Source organism: Ruegeria sp. G10 (assembly GCF_056533645.1).
Map to the genome: position 1 here is coordinate 1 of NZ_JBQFOQ010000018.1, position 14,611 is coordinate 14,611.

Consider the following 14,611-nt stretch of genomic DNA (forward strand, 5'->3'; position numbering starts at 1 on the left):
GGCCTCATCGCCTTCCTGCAAAGGGGCCGCGCCGCACGCACCACACAACAAGAGGTAACACCATGACAAAATCCGTCCTTTGTGCTGTGGACATCAGCAATGATGATCTGGATGCGGGCGTGTTGCAACGCGCGGCTCAATTGGCCGATCTCGACGGCGCCCAGCTGGATGTTGTGACTGTGCTGCCGGATTTTGGCAAAAGCTGGGTTTCCGGCTTCTTCAAGCCTGAATTCCACGACCAGGCTGTGGCAGCCGCGCATGACAAGCTGGTCAGCTTTTGCACCACGACACTGGGCGAGACGCGCAATGCCAAGGTGCGCCATGTCGTGGCCACCGGATCAGCCTATCAGAAAATCCTGGAAACCGCCGAGAATGCCGGCTCTGACCTGATTGTGATCGGCGCACATAAGCCTGATCTCAAGGATTACTTACTGGGGCCCAATGCCTCACGCGTCATCCGTCATTCGTCGGCTTCGGTTTATGTTGTGCGGTAGGGGTTCTAATACCCTGTCATTTCCAGATATCCGCGGCCCGCGTGGCTGCCCGATATTGCAATCGGGCCTTCCCAGTATTCGAAACTTGTGCCCATCCATGATTGGGGCGTCAGCGCCGCGACTTCGACATTGACCCCATGATCCGGAAGTTCGATGCGCCAACGGGTTGGTACCTCGCGTTGCGCGACCTGGCTGGTCTGCAACGCTGTAAAGACGACCGATCCATCCGGCAGTGTAGTCGTCTTGCCATCCGCGTCAATCCAGGTGGCGGCCGTGAAATCTCCGCGGGCGCCGCGCAGGCGGAAAGCCATCAGTTTGTCCCCGCCCTCGAAACTGAGTGAAAACCAGTCCCAGCCGCTTTGGTCTTCGGCCAGCGGCTGCGAGGACCACTCGCGATCCAACCAGCCCTGACCTGTCACGGCGACATCGCGGTCCGGTAGATGTAGCGTTCCCTCGACGCTGTAGAAAGGTTGCGAGTAATAGTAGCTGGCTTGGCCATCGGCGGATTTGACCGAATATCCGGCGTCACCGTGGAAGACCAGCGGGCCCTGCGCCTGCAGGTTCAGGTCATAGCCGAATTCCGGACCGTTCGCAGCCAGATCGAGTGCGCCTTCGATGCTGCCGCGCATATGCCATTCGTCGATCCACGCCTCAAATGGGTCTGCGATAACCCCAGCCTGACCGATACCACCGCGCGAGAGGCGCTCGGTGAAATGGTGTGCATCGGGCGTGGTGACGGCCGCGTGGCCCATCCAGATCTGCGGGCTCTGCCACCCGTCGGTTTCAGTTGGCTTCAGCGCCGAGCGAAACAGGGTCCACTGTATGCCGTAGTCGCGCCCGTCTTCTCCGGTGAGATTGGCGGTCAGGTACCACCACTCGATCCGGTAGGTCGGGTGCGGGCCGTGGTCCTGAGGGAACTGGAAATTGTATCCAGCCATTGGGCGGTCGAACCCCTCGGCGTCACCGCCCAACCCGGCATAGCCTTGGGCCCATGCGGTGATCGGAATCAACAGAAAGACGACCAGGGCTTTAGCGTTCATTTGCAAAAACTCTCAGCAGGGCGGCAGGGGGAAGGCGCAGCAGGCGCCATGCGGGCAGGGCTGCGGCCAAGGCTGCGGCGAACAGGGTCAGCAGGAACAGCCCGATCCAGTCGCCAGGGAAGAGGTGCATCGGCAGCTTCCACCCGAAGGCCTGGACGTTGATCACGGCAAGTAGAACCCAGGCAAGCACCAATCCCAAAGGCAGCGCCAGACAGGCGGTGAGGGCGGCAAGCAATACGCTGCGGAGAAGCTCAAGCCGCGCCAGTTGCGCTCGCGTCAGCCCGAGTGACCAGACCGGGGCCACCTGCGGGAGCCGTTGTGTCCAAAGCGTCAGAAGGCTCGTCAGGATTGCAAAGCCCGCGACCCCCAATGTCAGGACATTCAGGGCCGAGGTCACGACGAAGGTCTTCTCGAAAATCGCCAACGACTGCGCTTTCATTGCGGCTTGCTGAACCACTGCACGTGCTTGCAGATCGAACCGCTCGCGCAGGGCTTGAGCCAGATCGGTTGCGCGATCCGGCGCGATGCGGATGCCAAAACGCCGGTCGGTCGTGCCGGGGGCGATCTGGTCGAGCAGGGGCATCGCGACGATCGCTTGTCCTGTGGGATTTCCATAGTCCGAATAGACGCCCGCGATGGTCAGATCGTACTGGGACGCAAGCGATAGCGTATCACCGGGCCAGAGATCGGCGCGGCGGGCAAGTTGTTCATTTATCAGCACACCGCCACGCAGCAATACGGCATTCCAGACGTCCGGCTCTTGCGCGATCAGGGGCCAGTGCTGTCGGTATGTCTCGTCATCGACAATACCGTAAAGGAAGAGAGGGCCGGTTTCATGCGGTAGTTCGGTGCTGCGGATGGGCAAGATCGCAGTGACCTGCGGATCCAGCCACTGTGCCATTTGCGCGGCCTGCGCCTCATCTTTTGCGGTCACGTAAAGCTCGGCCGTCAGGCGCTGATCGAGCCAGCCGATGAAAGTGAGCCGAAAGCTTGAGACCATGGTGCCCACACCGATATTCGCAGCAAGCGCCAGCAGCAGGGCCATCAGGGCGAGCGACAGCCCGGGCAACTGCGCACGCATGTCTGCCCAGACCCATTGGGCCAACGGGCCTTTGGCGCGTTGCCCAAAGAACGACAGGATGGCAGACAACAGCGCGGGCAGGATCAGGGCTGCGCCGGTCAGCACTCCAGCCAGCAGCGCGAAGCCAGCCAGAAGGCCATCGGCGGCGAAGAAGAGGACGACCCCGCCAGCGATCAGGCCAAGCCCGCAGGCACCGCTGAGCTGCGCAGATCCCTGACCGCTCCAGGCTTGTAGGCCGGGACCGGCAAGGATTGGCATGCGGGATAACCGCCACAGGGCCTGGCCGCTGGCAAGCAGCGTGCCACCGATCGCCATGGTAAGCCCCGCCAGAATCCACTGTGGTCGCAGGAACATTTGCCCATCGACCGGCGCGCCGTACAGCCCGCGTAATGTGGCAGCGACGTCGGGCAATAAGGCACCTGCAAGGAAGAAACCCAGTATCAGGCCCAGGATTCCCCCGGCGACGGCGAGGAATAGCAGTTCTCCCAGAACGATGCCGACCAGTTGTCGCAGCGGCAGGCCCAGCGCCCGCAGGGTGCGGATCATGCCGCGCCTTTGCGCAAAGGCCAGCCCGACTGTGCCGTGCACAATGAACAGACCCACCGCGAAGGAAAGCAAACCGAAGGCTGTCAGGTTCAGGTGAAAGCTGTCGGTCAGCTGCGCGGTATCCAATTGCGCGGATGCGTTGATGCGCGTGAGCTCGGGTGCGACCTCGGGCAACGGCGGTACTGCACGCGGCTGCTGTGGCAGAACCAGCAGCCGCGAGATCTGTCCCCGGCGATCCAGCAGGCGTTCTGCAACGCCGATATCGGTCAGGATGAGGTCGGGGGGCAGGTTGGTGGTTTCGATAAGAGGCGGAAAACCATCGATATTCTCGAACAGGGGGCTGAGGCTGGGGTCCATCAGCAACCGGCCCGGAGCCGTCAGAATATCGGACGGATCAGGCGGGGTCGCGGTTTCGTTGACCTCGGTTACAGCGGGCAGGGCGGGGTAGGCGACCATGTCGACACCCATAAGGCGCAGGCGGCGCTCTCCGATGCGCAATGGCCCTTCGAGGACCGCAGCAACTTGCCAACCCGCCCGCCTGAGCTCGGCGTATTGCTGGACAGTGATGGTGCCGCCCGGATTTTGAAGCTCATCGAACTGTCCGATCGCAAGCTGGGCATTGGCACGCGCATAGCTGGCACGTGCCTCGGAATTGATGGCCTGAACAGCGGACCAGAGGCATGTGGCCAAAGCAATCCCCGTCAGCAACGTCGCCAGCTGCAAGGGATGCGCGCGCCAGTGGGACAGCAGCGACTGTGCAGCCGGGCCAATCATGTGATTTGACCACCTGCCAGATGCGCGCGCCGGTCAAGTCGTTCGGCGATCTCGTTCGAATGCGTGACAAGCAGCAGCGCGGCCCCTGTATCAGCCACCAGAGACAGCATCAGCTCAAGCACCACGGCGCTGGCGGTTTCGTCCAGATTACCGGTGGGTTCATCGGCAAGCAGCAGTTTTGGTCGCGTCGCCATGGCGCGTCCGATCGCGACGCGCTGCTGCTGCCCGCCCGACAGGTTTTCGGGATAGCGGTCGCGCAACTCCGACAGCCCCAGTCGTTCGCTCAGATGATCGATCCAGCCCGGATCGTATCGCCCGGCAAGGCGCGCATGGATCGACAGGTTCTGCGCAACCGTCAGCGACGGGATCAGGTTGAATTGTTGAAACACCAGTGACAAGCAGTCGCGGCGCAGCTCGGCGCGGCCGGCATCGTCCAGCGGAGACAGAGCGTGCCCGTCCAGCGTGATCTCGCCGGCATCAAACCCGTCCAATGCGGCAACCAGATGCAATAGCGTGCTTTTGCCGCTGCCGCTTTCACCGGTCAGGGCCAGTGTCTGGCCTTGCTGCAAGCTCAGCGAGACATTGTCCAGAACCGGTCGCCCGCCCGGGTAGGATTTCCGCACTTGATCGATCGACAGCAGCATTCATGGCCTCATCTGGTTTGGCCACAATGTGCAACGCCGAACGTCAGTGTCCAGTGCCGAGTTCGGTTCTATTCGCCGCAGGTCCCAGGGTTGTTCCGCGTTGCAGAAAGCCCCATGCTGCGATCAACGTCAGCGCAGGGGACCGGGGCCGTTTCATGACTTTGTCGCAGCAAATCCTTTGGGGCAGCTTATATCTCGGCATCTGTTTTCTGATCGAGATCATACTTCTGACCGTCTGTGTCATTGTGATCCGCAGACTGGTGGACCGATGGGAAAGCCGGAACGCGATCGTCGCGACGGCAGGACCGATCACCGTTGCACTCTTGTTCATTGTCCTGACCCATACCGTACAGGTCTGGATCTGGGCTGTTGTCTGGGTGCTGGGGGATGTGCTGCCCGATTGGAACACGGCGCTTTATTTCTCGTTGGTGACGTTCACGACGCTGGGCTATGGAGACATAGTTCTGGGCGAGGGACTGCGGATTTTCGGAGCCTTCGCAGCGGTGACAGGCCTTCTGGCATTCGGCTTATCAACCGCGTTTCTCGTGGCCCTGATGACCCGTGTATTCCAGGAGCGTTTCCTGACCTAGAGGATCGGCGCAAACAACCGCGCCAGCGGCGCGCCGAAACGGATATGCGCTGGTTGTTGCTGAAGATTGCGACTCAGCTCGTAGCTGGTGGCGAAATCAGTCTCAAGCATCTCTGCGACCGCGTTCGCTGCGCGCGAATCGAAGAATAACGCCATCGCCTCGAAATTCAGCCGGAACGAGCGGTTGTCCAGATTGGTCGTGCCGACCGCCGCCAGCGTGTCGTCAACGACAAACACCTTTTGATGCATGAACCCGTCCGTGTAACGAAACACCCGTGCACCGCAGTCGCGGACTTCGTCGAAATAGGCGTAGGCGGCAAGCCAGGGCAGGCGATGATCGATCACGTCCGGGATCAGAATCCGCACATCCACCCCGCGCATCGCGGCATGTTGCAGCGCGGTCATGATATCGATATCGGGCACGAAATAGGGCGAGGCGATCCACAGGCGCTCTTTCGCTTCGGTGATGGCCGCGAAGAACATCATCGCGCCCGTCTCGGTCTCATCACCCGGACCGGTTGCAACCAGCAGGGCGTTCATATCCTGCGCGGATTCGCTGCCCGCCCAGTCCAGCTCGTCGATGAGGTCTTCGTCGCGGGCCCAGTGCCAGTCTTCGGTAAAGATCAGCTGCAACTGCCGGACGACGTGACCGGTCATTTTGACATGGGTGTCGCGCCAACGCCCAAAGCGGGGGCTCTGCCCAAGATACTCGACGCCGATATTGTGACCCCCGATAAAGCCGGTCTCGCCGTCGATGATCACGGTTTTTCGATGATTGCGATAGTTGAGTTGAAACCGGAAGTTCGGCCCGCGTTGCTCACGCGGGTCCGCGACATCGACCCCTCCGTCGCGCAGTGTTTCGAGATAACTGGTGGGCAGGCCATAGCTGCCAACCGCATCCGTCATGAACCGCACATGTACACCGCGTTTGACCGCAGCAAGAAGTCTGTCTTGCACCCTGCGGCCCAGATCATCGTCGCGCACGATGTAGAACTGGATCAGAACATAGCTTTTGGCGCGATCGATCGCGTCAAGAATGGCGTCAAAGGTAGCGTGCCCATCAATCAGCAGCTCTGCGCCATTCCCGCGCGAGACGGGCAGGTGAGCAAGCGCTTCGAACGGGCGCGGATTGATCCGCAGCGTTTGGGGGTCGGGCTTTGAGAAGTCGGCAAAGGTCTTGATCCCTTCGACCACCCGTTCGCTTTCCTGTCGGGCAATGCGATAACCGCGAAACCGGTGATGTCCGAGGAATAGATAAAGCGGGACAGCAAAGACCGGGGCAGACAAAAGGAACACAGCCCAGCCTACTGCACCCTGCGGCGTGCGCGCCGTCTGCGCGGCCCGGACCGAAAACACCACCGCCGCGCAATACAGCGCAAAGACGGAAAACGAAACAAACAGGGTCCACATTTTATTGGTTGGGTCCGGGATTTATCTGGTTTGGTTAACTTTAGTGAGGCGTCTAGGCATTGGCTACATCCCGTACCGTTCCGGGCGCGCTTTAGGCAGTGTCCGTGGCAAGCCGCCCATCCAGAGACATCAGGATCGCAATGGGCCTGAGCGCCGGGATATGGCTGAAGATGATCAGTATGCAGACCGTTAAAGGCACGCTGAGGAAGGCTCCGATCAATCCCCAGACGGTCGTCCAGAAAGTCAGCGCCAAAATCACAAGAAACGTCGACATGTTCAGCGACCGGCCCAGCATTGCCGGGTCCAGAAAATTGCCGATCAGGAACTGGATGGTGCCGCAGCCGAGTACGATCACCAGAAACGGGCCGATGCTGTCGAACTGGACCAGCGCGATCATCGATGGGAAAATCACTGCGATGATCGAGCCGATCGATGGAATGAAGTTCAGCGCAAAGGTCAGCACGGCCCAGGTCTCGGCATATTCCAACCCTAGGAGTTTGAAGATCGAATAGCTGATCGTCGCTGTGATCAGGCTGATCAGTGTTTTCACCCCGACATAACGTTGCAGGCTGCGCGAAATCGCATCCAGAACCGTTGCCAGATCCGCCCCCAGCTTGGGGTTGCCGGCTGCCAACTGGATTTTTTTCCGAAACGCGAGACGCTCGGCCATCAGAAAGGCGACGTAGAGACTGATCAGAAAGAACTGATTCAGCAGCGACGTTGCGCTGCCCAGCAGAACGCGGGCCACATAGGACATATCGATACTGACAAGATTGTCGCGGATAAAGCTGGTCACGTCATTGCCCACAAGGCCCGTGATCCGGTTCACGGCACCGTCGAACTGGTTTTCATACGTGTTGATCGAGCGTGCGAACTGCGTGGCCTGACTGCCGAGGATGTACATGATCATGAACAAACCGGCCAGAACGACGGTCACGCCCGCAATGTTGGCCAGCCATATTGGCGCGCGCGTCAGCGCGATGACCCGGTCGCTCAGCGCCATGATCAGCACGTTTACCAGCAGCGCCATCGTCAGAGGCACAAGAAACTTGGCCCCCGCATACAGGCCCAGAACGACCAGCGTAGAGACGATTGCAACATCGCGTAGGACACCCAGTTGAAGGCGCGGTCGTGTCATGCTGTCGTCGGTCTCAGAGGTCATGGGTGGCCCAGATTTGCGTTCAAGCCGATCCTGCACGTGCTGGCGGGTTTATGCAATCCACCCAGCCAGTTACGCGCAGGAATTCACTGCCTCTGCCGGTTTGGCGGTTCTTTGCAGCAGCAAGGCAGGATACAGTTAGGCGATGACACACGTTGCGATTCCATCCTCGGGCCAGCTGGTCCGCGCCCTTTGGCTGGCGCTGCGGCGCTTCAACGCCAAGAACGGCTTTGTCATGAGCAGCCACGTCGCGATGTCGCTCATGATGGCCCTGTTTCCGTTCGTTCTGTTCACGGTGGCGCTGGCGGGAGCTCTGTCGCAGGGCTATGTCACGGATGAACTCATCGAGCTCATCTTTGGTGCGTGGCCCAAGGATGTTGCCGATCCGATCGTCTCGGAACTGCGCGCCGTGCTCGCCGGGTCAGGGTCGGGGGTGATCACAATCGGTGGTTTGCTGGCGATCTACTTTGCCTCGAACGGAGTGGCCGCTGTACGCAAAGCCATGACTCAGGCCTATCATGATCAGGATAGCTGGCCGTTTTGGAAAACACGGCTGTTGTGTTTCGGCCTCGTCATCCTCGGCGGGGCGGCAATTCTGGCCATTGCTGCGTTCGAGGTCGTCTTGCCCGTCTACACCCGTCTGGTTGCAGAGACCACATCGGTGGATGTCGATGGCTGGCTGTCGGTCGATCGCTTGCGGTGGACCTTCACAGTGGCTGTCCCTGCCGGGACCGTTTTGCTGGCGCATCTGGTTCTGCCGACACGGCGTCACCGGCTGTCTCAGATTCTTCCGGGCGTGATATTGACGCTGGCCCTTTGGGCCGCCGGCGGTTGGGGGTTTTCGGTCTATATCGCACAGTTCGCCACTTATAGTGCGACCTATGCCGGGCTTGCGGGCGCGATGGCGGCGTTGATCTTCCTTTATCTGTGCTCTGCCATGCTGATCCTTGGTGCAGAGTATAATGGGGCGCTGATCGACCTGCGAAACGCTGCGCAATGACAAGAGCGCTGTCCCTTATGCCTCAACAACGTTGAGAAGCGTCGACCGTTTCCGACCGACTAGGTTTGCACGCTTCGCCAAGCAAAAGTGAAATTTGCGATCGCAGCTCATACTGGTTCGGTGTGTCATGCCGACGGTCTGTGGCATCGAACAGACCGATTTCGGCCACGATCCGGGCATATTGTCCCCTTAGGTTTTAGGTACAAACCAAGCCGAAAGGTTGAGCCATGCCAGACCGCCCCGCAACCGTTGCGCTGCCGTTGACCGGTGCACAAAAGACGACGCTGGATCAGCGGATTCAGGAATTGCGCATGCGCAAACCAGCGGACATCAACCACGGAGAAGCGCTGTTGCTGCAGGGCATCGCTGTCGCGTCGCTGCGTACGCAGCGTCTGGCGCAGGGCAGGATTGATCTCGACTGATGTTCACCCGCGGAACCCGGTGGCAACCACAAATTTCTCGGAACTGTCCGAACGGGATGCAGGTGGTTTGACATTGGCCACTTTGGTGAACTTCTGTTTCAACAGCTTTTGCAGATCACCCTCGGCCCCACCTGCGAGCACCTTGGCAACAAACGTGCCGCCTTCTTCAAGGACATCGAACGCAAAATAGGCGGCTGTTTCACACAGCGCCATGATCCGCAGGTGATCGGTCTGTTTGTGGCCCGATGAGGCGGCGGCCATGTCAGACATGACCACATCAGCTTTGCCGCCCAGCCAGTCCTTGACCTTTTGATCGGCGTCATCCTCCATGAAATCCAGCACATGCGCCGTGGCACCCGCGACCGGTTCAACCTCTTGCAGGTCCACACCCAGAACGGTGCCGATGCGCTTGCCGCTTTTTTCACCCAGCGCATTGACGCGCTGGACAGCGACCTGCAGCCAGCCACCCGGGGCGCACCCCAGATCAACCACGCGCGCGCCCGGCACCAGAAAGCGGAATTTGTCGTCCAGCTCCAGTATCTTGAACGCAGCTCGCCCCCGGTAGCCTTCGGACTGGGCGCGTTTGACGTATGGGTCGTTCAACTGCCGCTCAAGCCAGCGCGTCGAGCTGAGCTTGCGCCCGCGCGCAGTCTTAACTTTGACCTTCAGATCGCGCTGTCCGCGGCCTGAGTTGCCTTTTCCGGTAGGTGTCTTCGCCATCAGAACGGTCCGTCTTCCAATACGCCGTCCGCGCTCATCTGCGCATAAAGCAGACCCTCGCGCAGACCCCGGTCCGCCACGGAAAGGCGGTCGGTGGGCCAGCATCTGAGCAGCGCCTGCAAAATGGCCGAGCCGGACATGATCAGGGCCTGCCGGTCATCCCCGATCCGGGGATCGCGCCGCCGACCCTGAGGGCCGAGTTCTAGATAGCCGCGTATCACTTTGTCAATCTGATCGCTGGTCATGCGCAACCCGTCCACTTTGGTCCGGTCATAGCGCTTCAGCCCCAGATGCGAGGCCGCGACGGTTGTCACGGTTCCACTGGTGCCCACGATCTGAAACCCTTCGCGCGCCTGTTCGTCCTTGTAAGGTGCGAAATCTGCAAGGTTCTCTTCAAAGAACCAGCTCATCAGGGCAAAGCGTGCGGCGTCGTCTTCGACGTCATTGAACTGATCGCGCAAGGTGGCAACGCCCAACGGCACACTGATCCAGTCCACAACCTTGGCGGCGGGGAAGGGGCTTTCGGCGGTGTGAAACCCGTTGTGCAATCGCATGATTGCCGCCGGGCGATCCCGACGCGGCACTGATGAGATGTCGATCCATACCAGCTCGGTCGAGCCGCCGCCGATATCGACGACCAGCAATTGCTCGGTCTTGGTGGACACCAGTGGCGCGCAAGAGATAACGGCCAGGCGGGCCTCTTCTTCGGGTTGGATGATTTCCAGCGTCAGACCGGTTTCGCGCCTCACCTGACGGATGAAATCCCGCGCGTTCTTGGCGCGTCGACAGGCCTCGGTCGCGATCAGACGCATTCGCCTGACCTTGTTGCGTTTCAGCTTTTGCTGGCAGATTCGCAGCGCCTGAACGGTACGTGACATCGACGCCCGTGACAGACGTCCGGTACGCTCCAAACCCGCGCCCAACTGCACGGACTTCGAGAAGCTGTCTACCACATGGAACCCGCTGCCCTTGGGCTGGGCGATCAACATGCGGCAACTATTTGTCCCCAAATCCAGTGCCGCATAGAGTGCATCCGGATCGGGTTTTGCCGGCGCGGGGCTTTCGACCGCTTTCGGGAACGCGCCCGCACCTTTGGGACGCTTGGGCGCCATCTGAAACGCCCTCCGATTTTCGAGTTATCCTGACCATAGGTCGCGCCGTTCGATCACGCAAGCCACTCATTAAAGTCATGAGAATTTTGATGGGCGGACAGGTGAAATCCCCGATATACCCTCGGTATCCCATCGTGGGCAAAAACGTCGCTGCAAATGCGCCGTGTGTCGAAAACCGACCGACCCGTGCCCACATAGAAGTTTAGAACCGGTCCATCTGGTCAGGAGGAATCAAAAGCGATGCCCGACGTCACCATCGTATATTGGCGCGACATTCCCGCCCAAGTCATCGTCGGCAAAGGCCGTCGTGGCGCAAAGCGGCAGTTGGAAGAACGGTTCGAACAGGCGATCGACCGGGCTGCCATGAAGGTGAATGCCAAGGACAGCGACGCTTATCTGGCTGAATGGCGCAAGGCTGAACCCTTTGCAGTTGACGGCGACCCGTCCGAGATTGCCGAGGCCGAGGCCGCGCGTCTGGAAACGGAATATGATCAGGACCGTATCAAGGCGCTGATCGCAAATGACGGTTGGGCATGAGCCCGAAATCTTTATGGGAGGCCGCGATGGCTTTGCTGAACTTCAAGAAACGTGATGCGGCCGCGAAGGCCCCGGTGAACCCGACTGTCGAAGCCTTCCTGCAGGGCTATTCGATCGAGGTGATGCCTCGCACCGCCGAAAAGGTCGAGGATTTCCGCGCGCTGCTGCCCGAGGGCACCCGCGTCTACATCGCCCATATCGAGGGCACGCCCATCGAGGATATGGTCAAGACCGCCAAGCGCATTGCTGCCGAAGGTTATCCGGTCATGCCGCACTTCCCCGCGCGCATCATCAAGGATGCCGCGACGCTGGAGAACTGGATCTCGATGTATCAGGGCGAAGCAGGTGTCGAGCAGGCTCTGCTGCTGGCCGGTGGTGTTGAGAAGCCCCATGGCGACTTCCACAGCTCGATGCAGTTGCTGGAAAGCGGTCTGTTCGATAAGGCGGGCTTCAAGCGCCTGCACGTTGCCGGTCACCCCGAAGGCAACAAGGACATCGACCCGGACGGCTCGACCAAGAATGTCGACGACGCCCTGCGCTGGAAGCAGAAATTCAGCGAAACGACCGATGCTGAAATGGCACTGGCCACTCAGTTCGCCTTTGATGCCAAGCCGATCATCGCTTGGGCTGACGGCCTGAAAGAGGCTGGTATTGATCTGCCGATCCACATCGGTATCGCAGGTCCAGCCAAGCTGCAGACGCTGATCAAGTTCGCGATCGCCTGTGGCGTTGGCCCGTCGCTGAAGGTTCTGCAAAAGCGCGCCATGGATGTGTCCAAGCTGCTGCTGCCATACGAACCCACCGACGTTCTGACCGAACTGGCCGCGCACAAGGCGGCGAACCCCGATTTCAACATCACCAACGTGCACTTCTTCCCGCTGGGTGGTATCAAGACCAACGCCAACTGGGCGATCGAAAACGGCGGCGCTTCGGCAAAGCCTGCAAACTCCTAAGGACCCGACATGACCCGTACAGTCGTCGAATCAAAAACAAAAACCGCCGTTCTGGGCTTTGACGAACCGTTCTGCGTGATCGGTGAGCGGATCAACCCCACCGGCCGCAAGAAGCTGGCTGCCGAGCTGGAAGCAGGCGATTTCTCGACCGTCGAGAAAGACGCCATCGCTCAGGTCGCCGCCGGGGCCACCGTTCTGGATATCAACGCGGGCGTTGTCTACAACTCGAACCCCAACCCGAACGAGACCGAGCCGCCGCTGATGACCAAGATCGTCGAACTGGTGCAGGGTCTGGTTGATGTGCCGCTGTGCATCGACTCGTCGGTTCCCGGCGCGCTGGAAGCAGGTCTTGAGGCGGCTGAAGGCCGTCCGCTGCTGAACTCGGTCACCGGCGAAGAGGATCGCCTGGAGCTGGTTCTGCCGCTGGTCAAGAAATACAACGTGCCGGTCGTCGCGATCTCGAACGATGATACCGGCATCTCGGAAGACCCCGATGTCCGTTTCGACGTGGCCAAGAAGATCGTCGAGCGCGCAGCCGATTTCGGTATCCCCGCGCATGACATCGTGGTTGATCCGCTGGTGATGCCCATCGGTGCGATGGCAACCGCTGGCAATCAGGTGTTTGCTCTGGTCCGTCGCCTGCGCGAGGAACTGGGTGTGAACACCACCTGCGGTGCGTCGAACATCTCGTTCGGGCTGCCCAACCGTCATGGCATCAACAACGCGTTCCTGCCGATGGCAATGGGCGCGGGTATGACCTCGGCGATCATGAACCCTGTTGCCCTGCCGGTTGGTCCCAAGAAACTGGCGGAGAAAAAGGCCGAAGTTGAGGCAAAAGGCATCGTTCTGCCTGCGGATATGGATGACGAAACCTTCTGCCAGCTGTTCGGTCTGGGCTCGACCTTGCCGCGCGCCGGTAAGGAAATGGAGGCGATCCGCGCCGCCAACCTGCTGACCAACAACGACCCGCATGGCGGGGCGTGGATCAAGTTCAACAAAGCACCTGATGAGGCTGGCGCCGCAGGTGGCGCAGGTGGCCGTCGCGGTGGTGGCCGTCGCCGCCGCGCTTGATCCTCAGGCGATCTGAACAGAAAGGCCGGGCCTCGCGTCCGGCCTTTTTTGTTGGGAATTTCTTCGCAGGCCCTGCGGGTTGCGGCTTGTGTTCCGGAAACCCGCAATGCTATCCAGAGCCCTGCGGCGGGTATGATGTAATGGTAGCCTGTCAGCTTCCCAAGCTGAACGCGCGGGTTCGATTCCCGCTACCCGCTCCAATCACCCCGCACGTCGGGCCTGATACAAGTTGATCGTCGCCGGAATCAGGACATCCGAACGCGATTGATACTGCTGGAACTCGGTCGCGACTGCCTTTTGAATGGCCATCGTATCGGTTTCATCCCCCTCGAAATGCGCGACTACGCGGCCTGCGGGGCCGACACGCGTCACAAGGTTCGCCGTGCTTTCAACGCCGCCAAAACCTGTGAGGTTTATCGCGACCGCTTCGCCGGTCACGTCGGACAACCCCGCCTGTGTCAAAAGGCCTTTGACGTGGTCCAGATCGTGGAAGGCCAGAGGCCCGGGCGCATAGCGATCCACTCGGGGCGGTTGACCCATTCGCTGAACGGCGGCGACATGGGGTATCTTGAACCAAGGGTTGACGTCCAGCGGACCCCAAGAGGCAAAGGTCATTTGCCCCCCTGGTTTCAGGGCCGAAGCGATGTTGCGGAATGCTGCGACCGAGTCGTTGAAGAACATGACCCCGAACCGAGAGATCGCGGCATCCATCCGATCTGGTTCAAACGCATAGGTCTGAGCATCCGCCAGCTGAAAAGTGATGGTCTGAAGCCCATGCCTTTCGGCGCGTTCGGCAGCGCGGTCCAGAAAAGGCTGCGATATGTCGGCGGCCAATACGTGCCCTTCGGCCCCAACAGCACGGGCAGCGGCCAACGCGCTGACGCCGGTGCCACAACCGATATCCAAAACCCGCATACCCGACGACAGCGCAGCCCGGTTCAGAACCAGATCGAGAACAGGCGCAAAGGCGTGATCGAGCTGATCTTCAAAAGTCAGCCACTTGGCGCCTTGCTCGGACCTACCCCAGAATTCCGCCTGTTCCTCGTTTTCTGTCATGTC

General features: G+C 60.3%; 15 protein-coding genes and 1 tRNA gene. 8 read left to right on the forward strand and 8 right to left on the reverse strand.

Features of this window, described 5'->3' with window-relative positions:
- Positions 1 to 62: 62 nt before the first annotated feature.
- Entirely contained in the window at positions 63 to 494 is a 432-nt protein-coding gene (locus ACR0KM_RS19940) for a universal stress protein (RefSeq protein WP_480861510.1), read from the forward strand.
- A 5-nt stretch (positions 495 to 499) separates the two neighbouring features.
- On the opposite strand, the gene ACR0KM_RS19945 is transcribed toward ACR0KM_RS19940, so the two are convergent.
- From ACR0KM_RS19945 to ACR0KM_RS19955, 3 genes are read right to left on the reverse strand one after another with little or no spacing between them, the layout of a single operon-like run.
- Positions 500 to 1,534 (reverse strand): lipocalin-like domain-containing protein, encoded by a 1,035-nt coding sequence (locus tag ACR0KM_RS19945; protein WP_480861509.1) that lies wholly within the window; start codon positions 1,532 to 1,534, stop codon positions 500 to 502.
- A complete protein-coding gene (locus ACR0KM_RS19950; RefSeq protein ID WP_480861508.1) occupies positions 1,524 to 3,935 on the reverse strand; it encodes an ABC transporter permease in 2,412 nt (803 codons plus the stop codon). Before ACR0KM_RS19950 ends, ACR0KM_RS19945 begins: the two co-directional genes overlap by 11 nt.
- Positions 3,932 to 4,579, reverse strand: a complete 648-nt coding sequence (locus ACR0KM_RS19955; protein ID WP_480861507.1) for an ABC transporter ATP-binding protein — start codon at positions 4,577 to 4,579, stop codon at positions 3,932 to 3,934. The genes ACR0KM_RS19950 and ACR0KM_RS19955 overlap by 4 nt, the downstream gene beginning before the upstream one ends.
- Before the next feature lie 155 nt (positions 4,580 to 4,734).
- On the opposite strand from ACR0KM_RS19955, the gene ACR0KM_RS19960 reads away from it, so the two are divergent.
- Positions 4,735 to 5,169: an ion channel gene (locus tag ACR0KM_RS19960; RefSeq protein ID WP_480822387.1), complete on the forward strand. Its 435-nt coding sequence runs from the start codon at positions 4,735 to 4,737 to the stop codon at positions 5,167 to 5,169.
- Here ACR0KM_RS19960 and cls read toward each other — a convergent pair.
- Complete coding sequence (cls, locus tag ACR0KM_RS19965; RefSeq protein ID WP_480822385.1) at positions 5,166 to 6,578, reverse strand: cardiolipin synthase; 1,413 nt, start codon at positions 6,576 to 6,578, stop codon at positions 5,166 to 5,168. The genes ACR0KM_RS19960 and cls overlap by 4 nt on opposite strands.
- Positions 6,579 to 6,669: 91 nt before the next feature.
- The gene (locus ACR0KM_RS19970; RefSeq protein ID WP_480822383.1) at positions 6,670 to 7,740 is read right to left on the reverse strand and encodes an AI-2E family transporter; all 1,071 of its coding nucleotides are present in this window, start codon (positions 7,738 to 7,740) and stop codon (positions 6,670 to 6,672) included.
- A 142-nt stretch (positions 7,741 to 7,882) separates the two neighbouring features.
- Between ACR0KM_RS19970 and ACR0KM_RS19975 the strand changes: the two genes are divergently transcribed.
- Both ACR0KM_RS19975 and ACR0KM_RS19980 read left to right on the forward strand, forming a co-directional pair.
- Positions 7,883 to 8,737 carry a YihY/virulence factor BrkB family protein gene (locus tag ACR0KM_RS19975; RefSeq protein ID WP_480861506.1) on the forward strand — a complete coding sequence of 285 codons (855 nt, stop codon included), beginning with the start codon at positions 7,883 to 7,885 and terminating at the stop codon, positions 8,735 to 8,737.
- 227 nt (positions 8,738 to 8,964) lie between these two features.
- On the forward strand, positions 8,965 to 9,159 hold the full coding sequence (locus ACR0KM_RS19980) for a hypothetical protein (RefSeq protein ID WP_480861505.1): 195 nt from the start codon (positions 8,965 to 8,967) through the stop codon (positions 9,157 to 9,159).
- A gap of 3 nt (positions 9,160 to 9,162) precedes the next feature.
- Here the strand turns inward: ACR0KM_RS19980 and ACR0KM_RS19985 are convergent, their stop codons facing one another.
- Positions 9,163 to 9,879 (reverse strand): RlmE family RNA methyltransferase, encoded by a 717-nt coding sequence (locus tag ACR0KM_RS19985; RefSeq protein WP_480822377.1) that lies wholly within the window; start codon positions 9,877 to 9,879, stop codon positions 9,163 to 9,165.
- Complete coding sequence (locus ACR0KM_RS19990) at positions 9,879 to 10,991, reverse strand: Ppx/GppA phosphatase family protein (RefSeq protein WP_480822375.1); 1,113 nt, start codon at positions 10,989 to 10,991, stop codon at positions 9,879 to 9,881. Before ACR0KM_RS19990 ends, ACR0KM_RS19985 begins: the two co-directional genes overlap by 1 nt.
- A 240-nt stretch (positions 10,992 to 11,231) precedes the next feature.
- On the opposite strand from ACR0KM_RS19990, the gene ACR0KM_RS19995 reads away from it, so the two are divergent.
- From ACR0KM_RS19995 to ACR0KM_RS20010, 4 genes are all read left to right on the forward strand, one after another.
- Positions 11,232 to 11,528: a virulence factor gene (locus ACR0KM_RS19995; RefSeq protein ID WP_480822373.1), complete on the forward strand. Its 297-nt coding sequence runs from the start codon at positions 11,232 to 11,234 to the stop codon at positions 11,526 to 11,528.
- 26 nt (positions 11,529 to 11,554) lie between these two features.
- A complete protein-coding gene (locus ACR0KM_RS20000; RefSeq protein WP_480861511.1) occupies positions 11,555 to 12,481 on the forward strand; it encodes a methylenetetrahydrofolate reductase in 927 nt (308 codons plus the stop codon).
- 9 nt (positions 12,482 to 12,490) lie between these two features.
- The gene (locus tag ACR0KM_RS20005; RefSeq protein WP_480822371.1) at positions 12,491 to 13,552 is read left to right on the forward strand and encodes a methyltetrahydrofolate cobalamin methyltransferase; all 1,062 of its coding nucleotides are present in this window, start codon (positions 12,491 to 12,493) and stop codon (positions 13,550 to 13,552) included.
- 126 nt (positions 13,553 to 13,678) lie between these two features.
- Positions 13,679 to 13,752 (forward strand) — tRNA-Gly (locus tag ACR0KM_RS20010).
- A 1-nt stretch (position 13,753) separates the two neighbouring features.
- On the opposite strand, the gene ACR0KM_RS20015 is transcribed toward ACR0KM_RS20010, so the two are convergent.
- Entirely contained in the window at positions 13,754 to 14,608 is an 855-nt protein-coding gene (locus ACR0KM_RS20015) for a class I SAM-dependent methyltransferase (protein ID WP_480861504.1), read from the reverse strand.
- Between the last annotated feature and the right edge of the window lie 3 nt (positions 14,609 to 14,611).